Below are 20,951 nucleotides of genomic sequence, written 5' to 3' on the forward strand. Positions count from 1 at the left end.
AATTGAGCGGCTTATCACCGCTGGTATTTGGTTAGGCTGTTAAAATAAAACAATATCGGCAGGAAAGCATCCTGTAGTATCCTGCCCGATGACTTATTTCAGGTAACTATTCAGTTTATTGGTTTTTAATTTCTTTAGACCTTCTACCACAGTTGTTGCATTTAACTTTGCACCGGCTTCGTTGGTATGGGTGTGGTCTTTCTCGGTAAAAAATGCCTTTACCTCAGCCGCACTTAAAGCGGCATATTGATCTTTAAGGAGCTGATTTAATGGAATAAAATCGACTTTTTCGGCTTTTGCCACCGCTTCGGCCCAACCTGCATAACTATCGTTGGCTAAAACCACCGCGTTATCTTTAACGGGATTGCGTGGAATTGGTGAGCAAACAATCGGTATTGCGCCTTTAGCTTTAATATCGCTGATGAATTTGCGTAAGTACCAGCCGTAAGTATATACCACTTCCTGCTTTTTCTTAATCGGGTTGTAAATTTCTTTACTTTCCGTTCCGATGCCTTTTATGGTGCCACGGGCACGGGCGGTATCATCCAGCGGGCTGCTATCATTATGGCCAAACTGCATCATCACAAAATCTCCTTTTTTTACTTTTGCCAAAACTGCATCCCACAAACCGTTGGTTTGAAAAGTACGACTGCTGGTGCCTCCAAGTGCATCATTTTCGACATTGATTTTTTCGGTATTAAATAGATTACCGATAAAACTTCCCCAGCCCCATAATGAACCATCGCCTTTGCCTTTTCCATTTTTAACCGTCGAATCGCCAATGAGAAATAAAGTGGGTTTCGCCTGCTGTTTCAAGATGATGCAGGAAGAAAAGATAATAAAAGCGGTTAAGAGAATGAGATGCAGGTATGATTTAGTTGGTTTCATGGTTATTACCTTGGGATGATTACACAGATTATTAGATTACTTAGATTAATTTTCGGATGATTGGCTATGCTCCTTAGTCTTAGGACATCGGACTTTCGTATCTCCGTCTTCTAGTCTCTCAGATACTTTTTCAAATTACAATCTTTCAATTCTTTAATCCCTTCTACAACAGATTCCGCGTTAACTTTTGCACCTTCCAAATTGGTATGGGTATGGTCGCCAGGGAAATAGCGTTTTACTTTATCCGGACCGAGTGCATCATATTTATCGGCCGTAATTTTATTCAGGTCGACGAAATAAGCGTTTTCTTCTTTCGCAACCTCAGCAGCCCATTTTCCGAAATCATTATTGGCCCGAAGTACTTTACCATCTTTAAAAATGTTCCTGGGGATCATCGACAGTACAATCGGTGTAGCGCCTTTGGCTTTGGTTTCGCGTACAAATTTGCGGATATACCAGCCATAGGTATGTATCGTTTCTACATTTCCATCAGGCCAGGTTAGTACTTTGGTTTCTTCACCGGTGCCTCTTAACACACCTCTTCTACCGGCTTTGGTGGTATCAGGTGCACTTCCGTCATTGTGCCCGAACTGCATCGTAACGAAATCGCCGGGTTTTAATGTTTCCAGGACCTTATCCCACCGGCCTTCTGATAAAAAAGTGCGTGTACTTCTCCCCGCCATGGCATTATTTTCTACATGGATTTTTGTGGTATCAAACAGGGACGCAATTGGTGTTCCCCAGCCCCAGGTTTCTTTGTTCGAATTGCGAACGGTAGAATCGCCAATGGTATGAAGAGCGGGTTTATCGCCTTTTATAAATGCCGAAGCCAAAAAGATGATGGCTACTGCGGTAAGTAGTTTTATGGGTGTAAACTTCATTGTATTATTATTTATTCACTTCTAATTTTATTGATGCACCTTCCAATCCATCTGCAGTGGCCTTAACCTCAACATTTCCAGTTGCATTACCTTTTATATTAGCCATGCAAACACCCTGATAGGCATGCCGTTGCGTGTCTCTGTACATTTCGTGACTGGCTATATTTCCATTATCAACAGCATCAATAACTCCACTGCCTGAAATGGTAAATTTGATCAGTTGGTCAGCATTTGGACAGAGATTTCCGTTTACATCATAAATTTTTGCGGTTACAAAAGCCACATCCTCCCAACTATTCTTGATTTTGTTTTTATCAACCGATAATACAATTTTAGCGGGAGGTCCGGCAGTTTTAAGTTCTTCTGATGAAACCACTTTGCCTTTATTTTTACCAACTGCTTTAATACTGCCTTTTTCGAAAGTGACATCCCATAAACGGGGTGAATCATCGGCTGGTTTAGGTTTGCTGCCCAGCGATTTACCATTTAAAAAGAGTTCTACCTCTTCGCAATTGCTGTAAACGGCAACTTTTGCATCATCGTAAGTATCAAAATCGGTGGGTGTCCAGTTATTGATCCAGGCACCAGCACCGGCATTATCTTCTTTACGGACAATATGTACCACAGGTTTATCCGACCACCAGCTCTGGCGTTGTAAACTTTGCTGTTTCCAGCTTCCAATCCTGTCGAACAAGCCTTGCCCGTTGGTAATTTGCGGCCAATCTGCTTCTCCAAGATAGTCAAAACCTGTCCACAGGAACTGACCTGCCATAAAAGGATTATCGCGAAGTGCCAGATATTGCTGAATGACATGCGTATTCTCTGTGCCGGTTACTTTTAAATTTGGTTTCTGATTGTGCAGGGCTACCAATTCATTCTCTCGGTAATTCTGCCCGACAACATCCATGGTTTCGGCTAATCCATTGGTGTAAACTTTCGAATTGGCCGGACGGAAAAGCGCCATGGTTACCGGGCGGCCTGGGTCGAGCTGATGAATGAGGTCTTGCTGATCCTTATATTTTTTAAATCCTTCAGGACTGTTTAAATCATCATAGATTTCGTTTCCAACACTATAAATTATGATGGACGGATGATTACGGTCGCGCATTACCATATCACGCGTATCGCGTTCCCACCATTCGGTAAAAAATCTGTTGTATCCTTTTTCACCATTGTTTTTAGCTGAATTCCAGGTATCAAAGGTTTCATCCATTACTAAGAAGCCCATCCGGTCGCACAGATCCAAAAACTCTGGTGCAACCGGATTATGCGCTGTTCTGATGGCGTTTACCCCTACCTCTTTTAAACGTCCTAACCGAAACTTCCATACGCTTAAAGGCACGGCTGCGCCAACAGCACCGCCATCATGGTGCAAACATGCCCCTTTCAACTTAAAGTTTTTGCCATTTAACCAGAAACCGGTTGCAGCATCAAATTTGAAAGCCCTGATCCCAAAAGTATTCAGCTGATCGTCAATTACCTTCCCGTTCAGTGTTATTTTTGTTAAGGTTTGGTATAAATCCGGACTTTCCAGATTCCAAAGTTTTGGGTTTGTTACCAAGAGCTCCTGATCTACACTACCATTTTTTCCACCTGCGATGGTTTGTTTACTTTGCACAGTTTTAACAATTTTTCCGGCAGGATCTAAAACTGATGTTTCTATGGTAACCTGTGCACTTTGACCAGATTCATTCAATACTTCCGTTTTCACCTTTACTGCAGCTTTTTGAGCAGTAGCATCAGGAGTAGTGATGTACACACCCCAAGCGGCAATATGAACTGCATCAGTGGCAACAAGGCGCACATGCCTGTAAATTCCGGCACCGGTATAATAACGCGAAGCAGGTTGTATGGTATTATCGGCTTTTACTGCAATTGTATTGATTTTGCCTTTCCCAAAATTTAAATATTTACTTAAATCGTAGCTGAAGCTGATGTAACCATAAGGGCGTTTACCTAAATAAAATCCATTAATCCAAACCTCACTGTTGGCCATTATGCCATCAAATTCTATCGTTACTTTCTTTTTGGAAAAGCTTTCGTCAAGATTGAAAGTTTTACGGTACCAGCCGATGCCCGAAGGTAAATAACCGCCTCCGCGGGCAGTTAAATTTGTTTTATCATATGCCCCTTCAATGCTCCAATCGTGCGGAACATTCAATTTCCGCCATTTGGTTTGGTCGAAACCGGTTTTTTCTGCACCCTGTACATCACCAGGATTAAAGGCCCAGTCTTCATCAAAAGGAGTAATTACCCTCACCTGCTCTTTTAGAGTCTGTGCAAACACCACGGGGCAACAAAATACAAAAATGAAAGAGAGGATATATAATCTGTTGTATTTCATAATATCTACCGGATTCGTTTATTTCTTAGGTTCTACCAATGTTATGTGCGGTTTTGGTGCCTTTTTCATGCCGAAACCAAAATAAAAACCAGTATGTGGCGGCTGATTATAACCATCATTTTGCCAGGCAATGCTTAAACGATATTGAGGATCGTGCATTAAGGTATAATTGCGGTGCTCAGTTGGTATGGTTGTGGTATAAATCCTTAAACTTTGATTATCATAAGATCTTAAGATCAGTTCTTCGCGCCAATCGCCAAAAATATCAGCACTTAAAACAGGGGTTGATTTGGTTCCGTTATTCGATACCGATCCTTCAGCTGTAAAAAGCCGCCCTCCATTATACTTATCAATGTGGTTTCCATCTAAAAGTTCCCTTGATAAATCACCGTCCCAATAAATCAAAAAATTAGTTGATCGTGGCTGATTTCCTATCCGGTTACCTTTGATATCGTATAATCCGTTCGAACCTGACCACCACATCTGTGCACCGAAACGGGTATTATCAATATTATCGGCCACTCCCCTGCCCACATCCTCATCCTGCGAGCCTTTCCATAATATTTCGCCGGTTTTTGCATCATAAACCGCAACACCAGGGCCTTTTGTACCTTCTTCTATTTCGTGCACCCCAAAAACTTCTATTCCCGGACGATCAGGATCAAGATCCGAAACATGAATGGCATCGCCGTGTCTTAAGCCTGTGGTGTACAATCCCTTTCCGTTATCATCCACGCACATTGAACCATAAATAATTTCATCCTTTCCGTCGCCATCAACATCGGCCACCGTGAGGTTATGATTTCCCTGCCCTGAAAATGGATTTTTCGCATCTTTGGTATCAAACACCCATCTGGACATTAATTTACCATTACGCCAGTCCCACGCAGCCAAAACCGTTCTGCCGTAGTAGCCCCTGCACATCACCACACTTGGATGAATGCCGTCTAAATAGGCCACGCAGGCATTAAATCGATCTACACGGTTGCCTGTATTGTCATTTTTTCCATTTCCGCCTCTGCCACCCCATCCACCAATATCGCCACGTGCAGGAATATAATCTGTAGTAGCCAAGACTTCGCCTGTTTTACCGCTGAATACGGTTAAAAATTCAGGGCCATTTAATATTTTACCATTCTGGTTTCGCCAATCTTTAGTCGAATCGCCAATTACCTTTCCTTTGCCATCTATCGTTCCATCGGCAGTTTTGCACACCATTTCGGCTATGCCATCACCATCCAGATCGTAAACCATAAATTGCGTGTAATGTGCCCCTTCCCGTATGTTCTTGCCCAGGTTAATTTCCCACAAAAAAGTTCCATCCAGTTTATAAGCCTGAAAAATTGGCGGATCGGTAATCCCGTTAGATGAATTATCTCTACCACGCCCTGTTTGGTGCAATATAATTTCATATTCACCATCTCCGTCTAAATCGCCAACAGAAGCATCATTAGGCGAGTAACCTGCAGGTGTTTTTAAAGGAATGGTTAAATATTGCTGAACCGGCTGCTTAGCTACAAGGGTAAACGGTTTGCTGGCCTCAAGTTCATGATTTTTAAAAACGGGTTTAACGAAATAACTATTTGCGAGATCAAAATTAACCCCCGCATCTACAAAATTTGTACTCTTTACAACGGGATCCTGGTTGAGTTTTACAGCTTTGCCATTCCCGGTTTTACGGTATAAATTAAAAGCAATATCATCCGGGTCGGTACCCAACATGCGCCAGCCTATATAGACTGAATCGCTATTTTGTCGTACCGCAATCAGGCCGCGGCCAAGCTTTTCCATTTGCCTTTGGGCAAAAAGCTGAGCCGAAAAAAATATGCTGAAAATTAGGCATGAAATCGTTATGGTTCTGATCTTCATTACTTAATTATCCTGATTGTTGAAGAATGGATTATTCATGGTTATTGAACTTTATATGTTGCTTTAGCTGATACTGCAATGCCTTTATCGGTAATTCCTTCGGCTTTAATGAAAATACCGGCTTTATTATCACCATTGAAATACATGATGGTAGCTTCTCCTTTTTCGTTGGTTTTAACAGATGGCGACCAGAAAATAGTTGTGCGTAAATCTTTATTTTGGCTTGCCGGACCAGCGTAATCAGGTGAATAAAAGGTCCTGGCCGTATAGTAACCGTTTAAATTAATATTGAGTAAATCTAAATTAGATCCGCGCAAGGCTTCGTCCTTTAAATTAAGGCTGATGACATAAACATCTTTAGCTTCATTATTAACCAAATGCCGCACCGTAACCTGATTGATCTGATCCATGGTCAGGCTATAATAATCCAGGCGCTCGAAAAGATCTTCCCGGTTATTGATTAAAATACGCGGCCGCACTTTTTTTCCATTTGACAGAAAGGTAACCCCTTCTCCTCCTGTGCTATCCGAATCATCAATCGTTTGCGCCCCATTGGCTTTTGTTAATAAAAAATGTTCCAACCCTTTGTAAGAATAATCGGCGGCAGTGATGTTAAACACCTGATCAGGGTAGCCAAAGGTTGATAAGCTCTCGTTAAACAACATTAGCCTTTTACCCGCATTCGCCTTAATTTCAATATCGTTTAAAGAGATTGAATCGCCAAATTTATACTTACGGTTGTAATCCATGCGTTTCCCAATTTCCGCATTCAGTGTATTCGGAATCCCAGCATCAATTACCTTTAACGGTAGCAGATTTAAGGGTTTGATCAGCGTATCAATCTGTAACCAACCACCTTTTTTCCCTTTATCATCTTTTGATGAAATTTTTATTGCCTGATTGCCGTTCCAGTTTAATCCATCCAGGAAATAATGCCCATCCTGATCAGTTTTCGTGGTGTACAGTTTATCCCCTTTAAAATTGCTTCCAAATAAAGTAATATTCATATCCGGAAGTGGTTTATTGGCCAATTTTTCACGTACCAGGCCTTTAATCGTAATACCTGGCTCGGGCAGGTAACTGATTTTTATTGCGGAATCGGCCAGTTTTCTCCAGATATAATCTCTCCAGCCCTGGGTAAGCAACAATAGGTCGAGTTGTTTTAAACGTGCTGGATTTTTAACATCGAAATACTGCGCTGCATTTTTAATTTCTCCTTTAACTTCCGATTGCAGCATTAAATAAGAAACGATGTCATTTCCATCATCCGGAACCAGCCCGTCAACCGCAGCAAGTGAAAATGAAGTTTTAGCAGGCTGGCCAAGAAAATCTGTTGCTTTTAGCTGAAGAACCACTTTTTCACGCGGTTTATAGCTGTTCTTGCCTGGTATAATGGATAGTTTGACTTTATTTTCGTTTTGTATGTAAACCAATCGCTCACAATTGGGCCTGTTTGCATCATCCAGTAAGGTAATGATCGAAATACCATTGGGAAAACCTTTTGTTGAGACAGATACCGAAGAAGTAGCTTTACTCAGTTTAACCGATCCCGAATAAATTAAATCACCTGCATGTTTAATTACCAGCGAAACGGATTTGTCTTTCAATTCGTTAAACATGGGTTCGTTGGCGCTGATGGTTGCCTTAATATTTAAAGAATCGGTGGTAACATGTAATGAAAGTCCTTTCTTAAGAATTGCGGGCATTTCAGAAGCAAATTTTTCTTTGCCATAAAATCCTTCAACCCTGTACTTTTCGCTGGCTTTTGGCGCAAAGGCAAAAATGCCCATACCCGCTTCGGTGCTTTGAAAAGTGGTTACGGTATCTCCTTTCGATGAAATAATGCTGCCTGAGGCTTTTATACCGTTTCCTTCATTATCATTGGTTTTAAAAGCAACAATACCGGTTAATCCTTCAACCAGTGCCCCCCCTTCCGGGAAAAAGGCAATAGATTTTTTCAGGTTAGCGGCATCTGTTTGACTGCCTGGATTTCGGGTAAAATAAGAAGCATTTTCGATAATGTTATTGCTGATGTGGATCCGTTTCTGAAACACAAAATCATCGCCAAAATTCCGCATCCAATTGGTGTATGCCCTTATGGCATACCAGCCTGAAGGGATAGAATCTTTCAGTTTAAAATCCCCCCTGCCAAGCCCGCCATCTATCCGGATCATTTTCCTGTCCAGAATTTCAGATTTGGGCGAAAGCAGCTCCACATATAAACTATTACTCGTAGCAGTCAGGCTGCTGCTTTTTCCGTTTACCAGATAGGCACTAAACCAAATATCTTCGCCGGTACTATAATAACTCCGGTCTAACTGTAAGTATGATTTCTCAAAAAAGAGTTTAACCGATTTTTGATCAGAAGCAACAGGTGCAGTTTTTTGTTGCGCCAAACAACAAATTGCTGATCCACTTAAAAGGCAAAACAACGTATATTTTTTGAGGTTCATATTCCTTTGTTAATCATGTGAAACAGATATCCGCGCCACATATACTGACCCACAAAAAATATCATCAATAACAGAATATTGAAAAAAAAGAGGCTCATCATGCGTATTTGGTTAGCGAATCTTAACTTAAGCCGGGTGGCTTCCATTAATTGATTCATGTCGAATGTAAATAGTATATTTTTAACCTGCATCCTGTAGTATCCTGCTTTTTTAGGATGACAATATATTATAAGAAAGATTTTAAGGTTTTCCTCAGAATAAATTTTAAACATCAAGTAAAAAGTTACTTTACTAAACCCTTTTAGTAACTTAACTATAATTTGGGAAGATTAAAAGCCATCTGTTAATGCTAAGATTGTAGAATGACTCCTAAAATGAATTATGAATAAAATAAATGTTTAAATAACGTTTATTATTTTAAATATTTTACTTTTATCACGAGATAATCAACTACTATTTTTCAAAAATAAATGCAAAACCGGCAACGGAACGGTGCATTTAAACAAAAATAAAATAAATGAAAAAACTGTTATACCTGGCCATCTTACTGTTATCAGCGTTTTATAATGCACATGCACAGTCTGAAAAAGAAATTTATCTTTTTGCTTATTTTAAAGGCAATGGCGAAGATGGCCTCCACCTGGCTTACAGTACCGATGCTTATAAATGGACCGCGCTTAAAAACGATCAATCATTCCTGACACCTATGGTAAGTAAAGATAAGTTGATGCGGGATCCGTGTATTATCCGTGGAGCTGATGGTTTATTTCACATGGTGTGGACGGTGAGCTGGAAAGATAGAGGAATCGGCTATGCCAGTTCGAAGGATTTAATCCACTGGAGTGAGCAACAATTTTTACCCGTGATGATAAAAGAAGGTGGTGCAAGAAACACCTGGGCGCCAGAAATTACTTATGATAACCGCACTAAAACCTACATGATTTACTGGGCCACAACGATAAAAGATAAATTTAACGAAACGGCTTCAACTGAAGAAAGTGGTTACAACCACAGAATATATTATGTTACCACTAAAGATTTTAAAACTTATTCGGAAACGAAACTGCTTTACGATCCGGGGTTTAATGTAATTGATGCGACCATTATAAAAGAAGGCTCAGGCTTTGTAATGTTCTTAAAAGATGAAACCCGGGAACCCGCTCAAAAAAACATCAAGATGGCCTACGCCGGTCAATTGATTGGTCCGTACAGCAAGGCTGGAAGTGCAATAACCGGAAATTACTGGGCCGAAGGCCCTACTACCCTAAAAAAAGATCATACCTGGATGGTCTTTTTTGATAAGTACCGCGATCATCAATATGGTGCTATTCAGTCTGTCGATTTAAAAAACTGGACAGATGTTTCAGAAAAAATCAGCTTACCAAAGGGCTTACGACACGGAACCATAGTAACCATCAAAGCAAAAGAACTTAAAGAACTGTTAAATCAATAAGTGTAAACAATACCGGTTTTAATGCTTTCGTTTTTGCTATAAAACTTAATTACCATCTGGTTTGAGTACACTACTTTTCGGACTTTCCGGCCAATGCCAATTTGCCGGGTTATCTGGTTTAGCAGGATCAAATTCCGGCAGATCATCAATCAGATATTTGGCAATACCTAATTTCTGTTCTTTAATGCCCAGAATGATACATTGTGCAATTTCATAAGCTCCGTAAGGATTAAAGTGTGTATTATCAGCCAATGCTTTATCCTGCCCGGGATAACTGTTGGCCGGATAATGAACAAATGCCTTTGTTGATGGCCCCTCGCCTAAAGCATTAAACAGCGTCGTTGTCATGGTGTTCAGATCAATTAAAGCTACTTTTTCTTCAGCTGCCACTTTACGTGCAGCATCGGGAAAATCGCCCAGAGAGTTTACAATTTTTCCTTCCGGTCCGAAAGATCTCCTGCTGGTTGAAGTAACAACAACCGGAATTCCACCCTTTTTCTTTACTTCCGAAATAAAAGTTTTCAATCTTTCGGTATATGACTTATAGGCACCATCATTCGGCCCTTTATCTTTTTGATCGTTATGCCCGAATTCGATAAACAGGTAATCGCCGGGTTTCATCACACTTAAAATCTTTGCTAAACGTTTGCTTCCTAAAAATGAACCTAATGTTAAACCAGATTCGGCATGATTGGAAATGGAAACACCTGGTTTAAAAAAACGCGGAATCATTTGCCCCCAGGATGCCCAGGGTTCGTCATCCTGATTAACTACTGTAGAGTTTCCTGCCAAGAAAACAGTAACCTGATCATCAACTTTCGTAATTTCGAGTGCCTGCAATGCAGTCTGGTGATCAAATTCTAAAGTCAGCTTATCATCCCAATCGAGTTTAGTGAGCTCGCGTGGCTTTAATGCAACAAGCTGTCCACCTGCAATGTGTTTATTTTTAACATTTACGATAAAAGTTTTGGTAACCGATTGTCCAGAAGCAGTTTTCACATCTTCGAGCATCAGTCTCCTCGATTCTGCTTTTATTGTACTTAATGCCGGTGCTTTCGGATCGCCGAGTGTAACTGTGATTTTGTAATTGCCTTCGGGAACGGCTACCGAAAAATAAAACGGCCGATCACTTTTAACCAGATCTGAAGTTAAAAAATTCTTACCTCCATAATCGAGGCCTTCAACTTTTAAACCGAAATCAAAACCATAACCTTTTTCCTGGCTGTAAACATCAGCTGGTAAAACTGCGGTATAACCTTTAGCGACTTTTCCTGTGCCGAAATCAAATTTGTAATTGGTTTTTTCCTGTGCCTGCAACTGGCTGGCCGTTAAGCAAAGAGAAAAAAACAGGTTAGTACACTTTAGTGCGCTCATATAGATCAGGTTTAGTCTGCGTATCCTAAGGATTCAGCTCCTTAAATACACATGCTCATAAAATTCGAAATCTGGTTAAATTAAATGTCGTAAAGACGATTATAAAACGAATATATAAAATAATTTTTAATGGGTGTAGATGGTTTAAGAAGTAGCAGTCAACGCATTCCGCTCTGAAGTGTATTTGTAGGTTTGATTCCGGTAAGGATTTTTATTTCGTACACGCAGTTATCCTTCAACCAGGTATTTCTTTTCTATTTTTTGTTTTAGCGAAAAGATATGGCAGGACCGGGCAGCTGATAGGTGAAGTAATTATATATTACTAAAAATCAATGCATTAAATTAAGCGATTGAAATAGTTATAGGGATTACTTGCATGTGCAGCAATTAAAACATATTGATAATCAGCTTATTATTAAAATAACATCCAAATAAGCAGCAATAAAAATTACACCTACTGAAAATCAATACCTTATCTGTCTGGAAATAGAGACAAAAAACATTTCAAAATCAGCATATTTCATTGAAATTAAAAAGTTTAATTACTGCAATAAACGAGTTATAGAACAAAAAAATGTTGCATGTTTTCATTTTTCCGTGCGACAAAATAAAATTTATTTATAAATCTTTCCGAACTTGTTTGCTACAATTATCAAAAAGCCGGAGTTAATGATTGAACTAAAAGATTTTTAAACGATTTTTTCGAACCAAATTGCTGGCCATGCATACATAAACACTACCATTGGCAAGATATACTTATAAGTGAACTGTACAACAAAATCATTGTTTGATAGGACTACCTGAATCAGTAGAAAAAGCGAGTGCGCCTTCATATTTAAATGTTGCGAAAGCGTTGCCCCCCGGGATACGTATAAAGCCCGTAAAGCTTGAAGGATAATCTCCAAGGGATTCCCATACTGCCTTTGCCGCCTTGGCGAATTTCAACAAATCTGTCCCCTCTTTTACAATGAAGGTCATGCTGTGATCCCCTTTAAGATGACTTCGGTGTGAATCCAGAAACTGTGCACGGTAATAATCATTTTCTTTCTTTATTGTATTTACGCTGCTATCCATAATCTCAGTTATTTCTTATTTGACGGAATCTGTCTATTTGAAACATCGTTTACCGGATAAAGTTTTGTCTGAAATATCAAAACCACCGATCTTATTATTTTCCATTTCCCCACAACCGTAAGGCTTATCCCTATAGCTATTTAGCCCTAGCACAGTAACCTATGCTGGAGAGTTGGGCGTTAATACTGTTAAATAAAAAGTCTAATAATTGGTAGAATTACAATCTTCAGGAAATGAATAGAAAGCTGGTAATATTTCACCATTTTTAAGCTTTCCAGCACTTCCTTTCCCGATACTATGCCGATCTAGATCTATACGAGCCGGTAAACTGATTTTTCCATATTATTTTGATTTAATTATGATGCAGTCACTGGTTTGCTAACCGCTAAAGCAAAATAAGCAACGGAATAAATGAAAAAGTGCGAAAAAGCAATAGGTGGGTTTATGCCAAAATTTCTTTCTGCATGCCGGACATCCAACCTAAATTTTTACCTGTTTAAATGAAGTTACTCATTTTGATTGTTCTTAGCTTGCAATTCGACAATCCTCTAGTAAACCGTATGTTTACAAAAGGTTATCTATCCACCTTGAATTTATTCGGTTAATCGGATGGATGTTAATCTCGTCAATAACCTTTTTCACTATGCATGCAGGTGATTGACCAATACCAATTCTTTCATGCTAGTCGGATGTGACTGCACCAGGTTAAAATCGTATTATTTAAATACCGGTGTCGTCCATAACTTAAAACACACAATAAAAAGAAGCCATCCTTTGAGACATCCTCTTTCTCATATCTGCCATTTTGCACCAAAACCTTAATAACATTCATAGCAGATTATGTAGGTAAATAATACGTTAATGTCTTCTTATTTTTATAATTTAATATTTTTTTTTAAAGCGTGCTATTTTGAGATTGACAGGTAAATAATGATAAATTTCATCCTAATACTATTTTAACAACCAAACAGAGGATTTTTTACTCTTATTAGTTGTTTTTTAGACTTTTTAAATATACTAATAAATAAGTATTGGAAAGTATTTATAAACTGCCTAATTTGTCTTTTGATCAAACAGTACAATGAAGGGCGAAACCTGCAGGATAGTTCTTCGAAAAAATATTTAAAATCATCTTTTACATTCTCAAATCCCAAATTATGAAAAATGAGACGGAAACATCCGCAGGTCAAAATATAGTGCCTACCAGCGCTAACGACTTCCTTAATGGTTTGATACAGCAAGGGAATACTGCTGTATTGCAGGAAACATATTATAGCGCCCTCGCAAGTGGCGGAACTGCTGCCCAGGCCGATGCAGCTGTGCAGGCCTACATTACAAAATCTGGCTATACAGGAGTTACCACTGATCAGGTAAGCAGTGCCATCAATACTGTTGTTGGAGGCAGCTATACCGATGTAAGCAGTGGGAAAAGTTCAACCCCGTCATACCCACCTTTTGGAAATCTACCCTCTATCCTTTACGGAACTTATCAAACATTCGATGCTCAGGGTAATTCAAGTATTCTGATTATGATATATGATAATGGCAAGGGAAGTTGGAAGCTGCAGGTTGCTACAGCGGCAACAGGTGCGCTGGTTGATATTTCCTCATCTTCGGCTTTTCAAAACAATTCCGGTGAATTTTTGGTGATGACATCTTCTTCCTTTGCGTTTAACGGTACAATAACCTTCTCCTCTTGCGTGGTCACCTATAATAACACCCCTACAACAGACTTTAATGTTGTAGTGTCCCTTAATCCGACCAATGGAGGTAGTGCCATTACCTCAAGCGGGCGCAGAAGTGTTTATTCCTCAGTGGCAGCACTTGCACCAGCAACAGTAGATCTTCCCAGTATCTGGGCAGGCAATTACTCCTGCATGCTCAATACTTCAACGAGTGCAACCTTAAACATTTCCTCAGATGGCTCAACGGTAACCTTCCAGGGAACAGCAGCATCAACAACCGTATTTGGTCCTTTTACCAGTTACTTCAACTGCATCCTCGGAAACAATACCTTATTAATCTACATGCAGTGGACGTATTTCCCCATAATGGCAGGTAGTACGTTCAAAGGGCCAAACTTCTTTGGTTATTTTTACCAAACTGGTTCAACCAGGCCAAGCAGCCCAAATGTTTACGGTAATTTAGGGCAAACCCCTCCGCCGCCGCCTACGCCCCCACAGAAAGAAACAAATGAGTGGGCACAAGTTGGTATTATGATCGGTGTTGGTGTGGCCGGCATGGTAGCTTTTGAGATTATTAAAAAATTGGCTACAGCTGGTTATAACTATCTTAGTGAACTGATTCAGAATGCAAGGGCTCAGGGCCAGCAGGTTGCTGATGATCCGGGAAACAGGCCTGTTGAAGATCCTCAGGAATTTAACCCTGAAGATAACCCAGGGGGAGAAGCCGTAGGTGCAGAAGCCGAAGCAGAGGTGGAACCAGAACAGGAACCGGAGGCAGAACCGGAACCGGAGCCAGAGCCAGAGCCTGAAGCAGAACCAGAGGCAGAACCGGAAGCTGAGCCAGAAGCTGCAGGTCCATGCTTTTTGACAACAGCAGTAGTAAATACCCTCGGAATGGCCGATGACAGCGAACCATTAACACTGGCCAGGTATCTGCGCGATAACAAAATGACCTCAGGTAAGGACAATGCCTCGGTACAGCTTTACTATAAGGTTGCACCTTTGATTGTTCAACGCTCAACTGCACCCGAGTGGCAACAGTTCTGGACAGAACATCTCCGCCCGATTACCGTTCTGATCAAAATGGGTGAGTTTGATCTCGCTAAGGATCTTTACCGGATCGCAACCGCAGAATTAGTGAACCAGAAAGCCACTACATTTAAAGATGTAGATATGGTGAATGAAGTATATGCTTACGGCCTTGGCGCCTTTGCTAAGATCCGGCTTCCTTATGCCATCCGTTTCGCGATATTAAAAGTAGCTTTCATGGTTGGCCTTTCTTATCACTCGGCTAGACTGTGGTGGTTAAAACGACGCTTCAACGAAAAGATCAATTTGTAAGATGCGTAATCCATTAAAATGGCAGGGAAGTAGCAAAGTCTATTCCCTGCCATGGCTTAAAAACCGCATTGAGTATTCGTCAGATCCCGACAGGATAGCCGCGTATGCAAAAACGCAATTTACGCGTTCGCGTTTTGTAATGGCCCTGCTTAGTGAGTTTCATTTAAGCCATCATTCCATTGTGGTAAGCGACGATGAGCACGCCATGTGGTTAAAGCGTGTTGCAAAGCCACACATGCCAATTGATGAAGATGTACCCGCTATTGCCAAACAGATTACTGAAAAGTTATTTGATGTGAATGGACTTGGAAATGAGCAAAAAAGCATCCAGATTTCAGACAACTTGATCCCCGAGCTCTACCGCATCATGCTCAAAAATATGCTGGAAGTAGAAGTTTTGAAGCCATTAGAAGATTATATCACACAGACCAAATTTCCGCACGGATCACGTCCACTGGTTTTAGAGGGACTGATGTATTCTTTTAGGCTACATTTACCATTATTGCGACCTGTGCGTTGGCTCTTCGATAATTTGTTTTTCAAGAGAGTATTGTATATGAAGCGTATTTCGGTAAAACTGGAACAAATGGTACTGGATTTTACATTGCCCAAGCCAGATTCATGGTTCGCAACGCTGAAAGAACTAAGATTATCTGGAAAGATCACAAAGGCACAGTTCAGGGGAGAGATTACGAGTATGCTAGTTTCTTCCTTTAGCCTGGCGTCGGCAATGGGATCTGCCCTACTCTGCTTGGCCGCACGCCCCAGTTATCAGAAAAAGATCCAAAGCGACCCTGCATTTACCCGCTATTTTGTAATGGAGGTGTTAAGGCTCTATCCACCTTTCCGCCAGTTTGGTTACGAACAGACTAATAAAAATAGTGATAAACAGCATCCTAATGGTTTTGCGACCGAATTTATGATACCTGTGGTTGATCTGCACCGCAATGGCAGCATCTGGAAAAACCCCCATAAGTTTTATCCAGAACGTTTTTTAGAGCCCGATGCATCAAAAGGCTTCAAATACATGCCCTTTGGTATGGGCAAACGAAGTTGTCCGGGCCGGAGTTTCTCCATGTCACTCATCTCTCAAACTATAAAATTTGTCTGTTCTGATGCATGCAGGTTTAGGCTGGTAAAAAGTAAAGAGATGCCGAAAGGGGGAAGAGGTCGCCTCGTATCGTTTGTATCCAACGATACCATCACCTATGAAGTTAAGGGCTGATCTGCCGGCAGCAACAATATAAATATTTTATACATAATCATTAAATTAAATGATCAGCATACAGAATATAATCGATTACGGTTTTGCTTTACTACTGTTAATTTGGTGGGTATGTTCCTGCATTTCCCAGTACAATGAAAAAATCAGAAAAATCTTTGGGCAGGGAATCCTCCACCTGATTCCAAACTACCGTTTTTTTGCGCCAGTACCCATCCGGCGAGACTTTCATTTGGAGTACAGGCTCATCAAACCGTCATTAAAGACTACTGAATGGAAAAGGATATCGTTTTTTTCCGAGCGCACAGTCTTATCTGTGTTATGGTATCCTGATAAGCGGACCAGAAAATCATTCAATACTTACGTAAGAAGGATTATTAAGTTGCAGCATTCCCAGAGCCCAAGGGCTATACCAAGGAGTATTTCGTACCGTCACCTCCTAAATTACCTCCAGGACAAAAACAACGATGTTAACAGCAGAGGTATGCAGTTTAAAATCGTATCTGAACAAACATTTGATACGGCCTCAAAACCCCGTTTGGTTTTAATTTCAGATTGGCATTTTCAAATAAAAAAAGAGAACCATGAAGTATAACGCTTTTATTTTAATTTACGCGGTAGAAATCATCCTGGCGATACAGACAATTATTGCAACTGGGGAACTACTGAGGTATTATAGAATTTATAGAAAAGATGGCTTAATGGCTTGGGATTTACAGCGTTCAGGCCCAAAGTTAGCTGTTTATGTCAGAAAATTAAAGCTTGATTTCGTTTGTAAGTACCCCAATGTACTATTTGTGCTCATCCTCCGGCTTTTGAGCGCTATAGCCTTGATACCGATTGTCTGGTTACACCAATCGGCAGTGATACCCTTATTGCTGATTACAGTCATAAACCTCCTGATGCAGATCAGAAATTCTCAGAGCAACGATGGTTCGGATCAAATGGCCACAGTTTGTTATATCGTACTATTGTTTGCAAATGTTATCAATACCGTAACCAGCATGTCTTGCGCACTCTTTTTTATAGCTGCCCAGGCCGCATTAGCTTATGGCACTTCTGGTTTTCTGAAAATGCAGAAGATAGGATGGTACAATGGGGAATACGTAACCGATATTTTAAAAACATCATCTTATGGCAATAAAAAAGTACTGGCAATTACACAAAAAAGCCGATCAGTAGCAAAGGTTTTGGGCATAATGGTTGTATATGGAGATTGTTTATTATCCGTTTCGTTTCTCTTCCCCCCACATATTTGCATGTTTATCCTGGTTTTTGGCGTTTGTCTACATGTTGGTATTGGACGGATAATGGGGCTCAATACTTTTTTATGGTCATATATTGCAACTTATCCAGCTACCTATTACGTGTCATATATCCTGTATTTCCTTATCTTGAATTAAGGTAAAAATAAAGGAGACTGTTTCATAAGTAATTGCGAGGCGGTTTTTCATTAATTCAGTTCTGCAGGTATGTTTTACTTTGTCAGACCCATGCCCTATTGTCTAAATAAATGGCCCTACTGCCACTTAAAAAAACAAGTGCTAACAAAAGCAAACCACATTAATAATCAGAAAAAAAATTTCAGGGTATTTTCAGACTTTCTTCCTGAATTATAAAATACTCAGAACAATTTGCCAATGTAAGCAATGAAATGAAAGCCTGTAAAAATAAAAACCTTGTTTATGATCTCATAAGCAAGATTTTACATACTAAAACAAAAACGTTATTGGCCAATACATAAAACACAAACACCTCAAAGTCAATTATTTACACCTAAAAAATTACAACATAAGAATTGAATTGATATCTGTAATTATTCCCCCATGTTGTTGATAATTTACCGATTATCAATACCGTTAAAGGCAATCACAATCTCGAATAAAAACCAATTAGTAGACGAATTAGTCGAAACAGGCGGTTTTAGAAAATTCTCAAACGTGTGTGAATTCCAGTATGTGTTTTTGATTAAAAGGCAAGATGGATAGACATTAAAGTTTAAATAACTGACTATTATTTGGCGATTTTTTTCGCTATTCAAATTTATAACTTTAGCTATTTAACTTTTTCTACCTGAGATCAAAAGCAATCCCAGACCGAGTGCGATCCCGAGCCCCAATACTAATTTTGTTTTCTTCGATGGCATTGGAATCAACGTCTCTCCGTAGATCTGATGCGGTGGGCCTGATGGGACAAGCACATTTCCGCTTGTCGATTCACCCTGCTTAATTTCCATTAATAAACGCATACCCGATGAGGCCGTATTAACCATTGCCCTTGGCAAAATGCCGTGCATGGCCTTGAGTGCCCAAGAAGTAAAATCTGGGAATTTATCTTTCCTGGGGTGGATAGCAAGCTTGAGCAGCTGATCTGCCGTATCGCGGGGATCAGCAGCAAACGGCGGAATCTTGAAGTCCAGTCCCGAATATTTCGCCGAATGCATGTTGCCGGTAGAACGCTGAATCTGTGGATAAAGGTTACAGATATGTATCTTGGCCTCGCCGGAGAGCTCTCCCTGCAGACATTCCATCATTCCTTTGATTCCAAATTTTGTTGCAGAATATACCGCACTGTATGGTGCAGGCATAAACCCACCTATGGATACATTGTTAATCAGCACACCATGCCCCTGTTGTTTGAAAATTTTAATGATGGTGTGCGCACTGTTGAGATAGCCTAATAAATTCGTTTTCACTACCTGGTGGCTTACCTCAATCGGGATTTCTTCAAATTTACCGCTGGCCATCACCCCGGCATTGTTCACCCAAAAATCAATATGCCCGGTTAGGGAAAGTGCACGATCCGCTAGCGCTGAGACTTGTGACTCGTCTGAAACGTCGGTAGGCACTCCAATTACATTCGCGCCTAGGCTTTGGCACAAATCAACAGCATGGTTAAGCGCATCTACTCCCCTGGATGCCAGTACGACATTGCATCCTGCCCTGGCAAAAGCCTCAGCTGTAGCCAGTCCAACCCCACTTGATGCTCCGGTGATTACAACTGTTTTATTGATCAGGCTGGCTATTGATGTATCTTTTTGCATGTCGGTGATTGATAAAGGTGATATTCCTTGCAACAGCAGATTTACTAAAATGTTTGCGGTTTTGGGTATTATCCATTTAGTTGATTAAATACCAAGGTTAGCTGCAAGCTTACCCTTCGTTTCCAGGCATATATCCGTTGGCAGATCCACACTATTAAAAATCTGTAATTGCTTTAAAAACTTTTGATGGATTTTATAAGTTAGGTTGGTATGGATATTAAAAGAAGCAACAACCTTTTCCGAACGGCAACCTCCATTGTGCTGTATGTCGCCGGGCTGATCATTTTACTCTGGTTTTTATATAAAATACTCAGTGTGCTTTTACTCGGTATTTTTGCGGTTGTACTGGGCATTATCATCAATGCTCCGGTTAGTCGCTTGGAAAGAAAAGGGATAAAGCGCTGGCTTGCTTCGATGATTGTTTTTGTGCTGATCTTTGCCACAATGGGTTTACTTGGCTGGATGGTTGTGCCGCATTTAAGTGATCAGTTAGATGTGCTGATTGGGAATATCCCTAAATATTACGCATCTGTTAGTGGCTACCTTGATAAGGTTTTAGCTAAATTTCCTGAATTGCAGAAGGAAATCAGAGAAGGCGGCATGTCGGTATCTTCTGCTATTCCTTCCATAGGTAATACTGTAATGGGTATTGGGAATTTTTCATTTTCAGTGCTTGGAAATGTATTCGTGTTTATTGTTTTTATTTGCATGGTGGTGTTTTTTGTGGGTAATCCCAGGCCTATTGTGGAATTGTATGTCACGGTTTTTCCAATTCATCAGCGCCAAAAGGCTGAAGATGCACTTAAACACACTTCGGTAATGCTTATTGGCTGGATGAAGTCGAATCTGATTGGTGGCGCGATCGAAGCAGTAGTAGTATATGGCTTTCTCACACTGATGAATGTACCCGGAGCTTTGGTTTGGGCTGCATTGGCGTTTTTTTCGGAATTAATCCCTAAAATTGGTTTTTATATTATGGCTATTCCGCCCACATTAGTGGCACTCTCGGTAAGCCCCGGCACAGCTTTTTGGTGCCTGGTCTTTTTTCTTTTGCTTAACGAACTGGTTTCGGATTTTTTGATGCCCAAACTCCGCTCATCCACAATGAACATCCATCCGATGTCTTCCCTGTTCTTATTACTTGCGATGGGTACGGCTTTTGGTTTAACAGGGGCTTTACTCGCAACACCAATGGCAGCTGTGATCAAAGCTTATTATGAAGAATTTTATACCAACTGCAGGTTAAAGGATGAATTGGTAGAAAAACGTATTGATGCGGTAGTTTATCCTTAAGAAGTCAAAACCTGTTCCAAAAAGCAGGTTA

General features: G+C 40.4%; 13 protein-coding genes. 5 read left to right on the top strand and 8 right to left on the bottom strand.

Annotated elements, in window-relative coordinates:
• Positions 1-93: 93 nt before the first annotated feature.
• The 5 genes from ABD769_RS09545 to ABD769_RS09565 form a co-directional block, all read right to left on the bottom strand.
• Positions 94-888 carry a rhamnogalacturonan acetylesterase gene (locus tag ABD769_RS09545; RefSeq protein ID WP_344851203.1) on the bottom strand — a complete coding sequence of 265 codons (795 nt, stop codon included), beginning with the start codon at positions 886-888 and terminating at the stop codon, positions 94-96.
• A gap of 110 nt (positions 889-998) precedes the next feature.
• The gene (locus ABD769_RS09550) at positions 999-1,769 is read right to left on the bottom strand and encodes a rhamnogalacturonan acetylesterase (RefSeq protein ID WP_344851204.1); all 771 of its coding nucleotides are present in this window, start codon (positions 1,767-1,769) and stop codon (positions 999-1,001) included.
• 7 nt (positions 1,770-1,776) lie between these two features.
• Entirely contained in the window at positions 1,777-4,113 is a 2,337-nt protein-coding gene (locus tag ABD769_RS09555) for a glycoside hydrolase family 2 TIM barrel-domain containing protein (RefSeq protein WP_344851205.1), read from the bottom strand.
• Between the two features lie 18 nt (positions 4,114-4,131).
• The gene (locus tag ABD769_RS09560) at positions 4,132-5,904 is read right to left on the bottom strand and encodes a rhamnogalacturonan lyase (protein ID WP_344851206.1); all 1,773 of its coding nucleotides are present in this window, start codon (positions 5,902-5,904) and stop codon (positions 4,132-4,134) included.
• Between the two features lie 119 nt (positions 5,905-6,023).
• Complete coding sequence (locus ABD769_RS09565) at positions 6,024-8,435, bottom strand: hypothetical protein (protein WP_344851207.1); 2,412 nt, start codon at positions 8,433-8,435, stop codon at positions 6,024-6,026.
• Between the two features lie 517 nt (positions 8,436-8,952).
• On the opposite strand from ABD769_RS09565, the gene ABD769_RS09570 reads away from it, so the two are divergent.
• Positions 8,953-9,888 (top strand): glycoside hydrolase family 43 protein, encoded by a 936-nt coding sequence (locus tag ABD769_RS09570; protein ID WP_344851208.1) that lies wholly within the window; start codon positions 8,953-8,955, stop codon positions 9,886-9,888.
• 45 nt (positions 9,889-9,933) lie between these two features.
• On the opposite strand, the gene ABD769_RS09575 is transcribed toward ABD769_RS09570, so the two are convergent.
• A complete protein-coding gene (locus tag ABD769_RS09575) occupies positions 9,934-11,262 on the bottom strand; it encodes a rhamnogalacturonan acetylesterase (RefSeq protein WP_344851209.1) in 1,329 nt (442 codons plus the stop codon).
• A 780-nt stretch (positions 11,263-12,042) separates the two neighbouring features.
• On the bottom strand, positions 12,043-12,336 hold the full coding sequence (locus ABD769_RS09580; protein WP_344851210.1) for a hypothetical protein: 294 nt from the start codon (positions 12,334-12,336) through the stop codon (positions 12,043-12,045).
• 1,157 nt (positions 12,337-13,493) lie between these two features.
• Between ABD769_RS09580 and ABD769_RS09585 the strand changes: the two genes are divergently transcribed.
• The 3 genes from ABD769_RS09585 (at position 13,494) to ABD769_RS09595 (ending at position 17,987) form a co-directional block, all read left to right on the top strand.
• Positions 13,494-15,362, top strand: a complete 1,869-nt coding sequence (locus ABD769_RS09585) for a hypothetical protein (protein ID WP_344851211.1) — start codon at positions 13,494-13,496, stop codon at positions 15,360-15,362.
• 1 nt (position 15,363) lies between these two features.
• Positions 15,364-16,587, top strand: coding sequence for a cytochrome P450 (locus tag ABD769_RS09590; RefSeq protein WP_344851212.1), 1,224 nt, complete (start codon positions 15,364-15,366; stop codon positions 16,585-16,587).
• 581 nt (positions 16,588-17,168) lie between these two features.
• The gene (locus ABD769_RS09595) at positions 17,169-17,987 is read left to right on the top strand and encodes a hypothetical protein (RefSeq protein WP_344851213.1); all 819 of its coding nucleotides are present in this window, start codon (positions 17,169-17,171) and stop codon (positions 17,985-17,987) included.
• A gap of 656 nt (positions 17,988-18,643) precedes the next feature.
• Here the strand turns inward: ABD769_RS09595 and ABD769_RS09600 are convergent.
• Positions 18,644-19,627 (bottom strand): SDR family NAD(P)-dependent oxidoreductase, encoded by a 984-nt coding sequence (locus ABD769_RS09600; protein WP_344851214.1) that lies wholly within the window; start codon positions 19,625-19,627, stop codon positions 18,644-18,646.
• Between the two features lie 210 nt (positions 19,628-19,837).
• On the opposite strand from ABD769_RS09600, the gene ABD769_RS09605 reads away from it, so the two are divergent.
• Positions 19,838-20,920 (top strand): AI-2E family transporter, encoded by a 1,083-nt coding sequence (locus ABD769_RS09605; RefSeq protein ID WP_344851215.1) that lies wholly within the window; start codon positions 19,838-19,840, stop codon positions 20,918-20,920.
• The last annotated feature ends 31 nt before the right edge of the window (positions 20,921-20,951 follow it).

Source organism: Pedobacter jeongneungensis, from assembly GCF_039538295.1.
In the GTDB taxonomy this organism is placed as follows: domain Bacteria; phylum Bacteroidota; class Bacteroidia; order Sphingobacteriales; family Sphingobacteriaceae; genus Pedobacter; species Pedobacter jeongneungensis.

Bases quoted from the DNA above. Each gene is read 5' to 3' on its own strand.
- ABD769_RS09545 (WP_344851203.1), bottom strand. From the start codon at position 888: ATGAAACCAACTAAATCATACCTGCATCTCATTCTCTTAACCGCTTTT.
- ABD769_RS09550 (WP_344851204.1), bottom strand. From the start codon at position 1,769: ATGAAGTTTACACCCATAAAACTACTTACCGCAGTAGCCATCATCTTT.
- ABD769_RS09555 (WP_344851205.1), bottom strand. From the start codon at position 4,113: ATGAAATACAACAGATTATATATCCTCTCTTTCATTTTTGTATTTTGT.
- ABD769_RS09560 (WP_344851206.1), bottom strand. From the start codon at position 5,904: ATGGAAAAGCTTGGCCGCGGCCTGATTGCGGTACGACAAAATAGCGAT.
- ABD769_RS09565 (WP_344851207.1), bottom strand. From the start codon at position 8,435: ATGAACCTCAAAAAATATACGTTGTTTTGCCTTTTAAGTGGATCAGCA.
- ABD769_RS09570 (WP_344851208.1), top strand. From the start codon at position 8,953: ATGAAAAAACTGTTATACCTGGCCATCTTACTGTTATCAGCGTTTTAT.
- ABD769_RS09575 (WP_344851209.1), bottom strand. From the start codon at position 11,262: ATGAGCGCACTAAAGTGTACTAACCTGTTTTTTTCTCTTTGCTTAACG.
- ABD769_RS09580 (WP_344851210.1), bottom strand. From the start codon at position 12,336: ATGGATAGCAGCGTAAATACAATAAAGAAAGAAAATGATTATTACCGT.
- ABD769_RS09585 (WP_344851211.1), top strand. From the start codon at position 13,494: ATGAAAAATGAGACGGAAACATCCGCAGGTCAAAATATAGTGCCTACC.
- ABD769_RS09590 (WP_344851212.1), top strand. From the start codon at position 15,364: ATGCGTAATCCATTAAAATGGCAGGGAAGTAGCAAAGTCTATTCCCTG.
- ABD769_RS09595 (WP_344851213.1), top strand. From the start codon at position 17,169: ATGAAGTATAACGCTTTTATTTTAATTTACGCGGTAGAAATCATCCTG.
- ABD769_RS09600 (WP_344851214.1), bottom strand. From the start codon at position 19,627: ATGCAAAAAGATACATCAATAGCCAGCCTGATCAATAAAACAGTTGTA.
- ABD769_RS09605 (WP_344851215.1), top strand. From the start codon at position 19,838: ATGGATATTAAAAGAAGCAACAACCTTTTCCGAACGGCAACCTCCATT.